Source organism: Ruegeria lacuscaerulensis, from assembly GCF_013034745.1.
Lineage (GTDB): Bacteria > Pseudomonadota > Alphaproteobacteria > Rhodobacterales > Rhodobacteraceae > Ruegeria > Ruegeria lacuscaerulensis_B.
Window position 1 is genome coordinate 1 of sequence record NZ_WQGP01000028.1, and the last position, 1,766, is coordinate 1,766.

Below are 1,766 nucleotides of genomic sequence, written 5' to 3' on the forward strand. Positions count from 1 at the left end.
CGGGAGGGTGACCCATGCCGAAAACGATAGTTCGTTTGCTGCCATATCTTTTTATCAGTTTCGCTTTCTTGAGTTTCAATGCAGCCTATGCCCAGCCCACAGAAACAGCAGAGCAGCAAGTAGATTGGCTACAATTGGGGATGGGACTTTTTGGCGGCTTGGCGCTCTTTTTAGCTGGATTGGATCTTTTGTCTGAGGGCTTAAAAAAGGCCGCAGGAAACACCCTGCGCGATGTTCTTCAGAAGTTGACAGTGAATCGATTCACGGGCGCCGCCACCGGTGCATTTGTTACCGGTGTACTGAATTCTTCTTCTGTTACGACAGTGTTGGTCGTGGGGTTTGTTACCGCCGGTGTCATGACATTGGCGCAATCTGTCGGTGTGATCATGGGAGCAAATATCGGCAGCACTGTCACGGCGCAGCTGCTGGCTTTCAACCTCTCTACGTATTCCCTTATAGCAGTTGCTCTAGGTTTTTTTATGACTTTTGGCAGCAAAAATGAGCGCCCAAAATACATGGGTATGATGATAATGGGCCTGGGTTTGGTGTTCTACGGAATGGGTCTGATGAGTGAGGGTATGAAGCCTTTGCGCAGCTATGAACCCTTTCTGGAAATCCTTGCTAGCATGGAACGTCCGCTCTTTGGCATTTTGGCGGGAGCGCTATTCACTGGGTTGGTTCAATCCTCCGCTGCCACTGTTGGTATTGCCATAGCGATGGCAAGCGAAGGTTTGCTGTCTCTTCAGGCCGGGATAGTTTTGGCCTTAGGAGCCAATATCGGGACCTGTGTCACCGCTTTGCTTGCGGCACTTGGCAAGCCAGTCGAAGCGGTTCGCGCATCTGTTGTCCATGTCTTGTTCAATATTGCAGGCGTCATAATTTGGCTTCCGTTTCTGAGCATTCTTGCGGACATAGCCGTAAGTGTTTCGCCCGCCGCTGCGGAAGGTCTAGTTGGAAAAGACAAACTTGCGGCGGAGGTTCCTCGGCAGATCGCAAATGCCAACACCATGTTCAATGTCCTCAACACTATGATATTTATTGGTTTCACGACGGCCTTCGCGCGCCTCGCGGAAAGACTGGTCCCAGATCGACCTGAGCCAATGGATAAAATCATTAAGTCCGAATTCCTCGATGACGCGGCGCTGGAAGCGCCGACGATCGCCCTTGAAAACGCCAGAAGAGAGATTGAGCGGGTCGGACACATCGCCTTGGAAATGATGGACGCGTTGGGTGAAGGGGCTCAACGCTACGAAAGAGGAGCGTTGGAGGCGGTCGCAAAGCGTGACGACGAAGTGGACATTCTAAGTTCAGAAATCATGAAGTATCTTGGTCGAATACGACAAAACTCTCTCACGGAAAGTGAGAGCGATACCCATCAGCAACTTGTTGCCGCGATTATGAATATCGAGAGCGCAGCTGACATCGTTGAGGCGGATATGGTTGGGTTGCTCAAAATCTTCATCGATGGCGATTTTTCCGAAAGTAGTGAAACAACGCGAGATATGGTGCAGGGTCTTTGGACTTGTGTGAGAAAAAGTCTTGAACTCGCAGTCCAGGCTGTGGGGAATAGTGACGAACGCTCTGCCCAAGAAGTGCTCTTGCTCAAAGACGATATTAGAACCCTTTCCGACCAGCTATTCGAAAGGCACGCCAAGCGACTGAACATCGACGAACCCCGGTACTTGGAGCGTGTTCGACTACTGATGACTTTTATTGAGCAGTTGCGCCACATGTACACACTGACAAAACGGGTCGCGAAGACACAG

Annotated in this window: 1 protein-coding gene; it reads left to right on the plus strand. The window is 50.7% G+C overall.

The features are described from left to right. Nucleotides 1-14 precede the first annotated feature (14 nt). The coding region (locus GOV79_RS22245) for a Na/Pi cotransporter family protein (RefSeq protein ID WP_170791794.1) at nucleotides 15-1,766 on the plus strand (1,752 nt) is incomplete at its 3' end.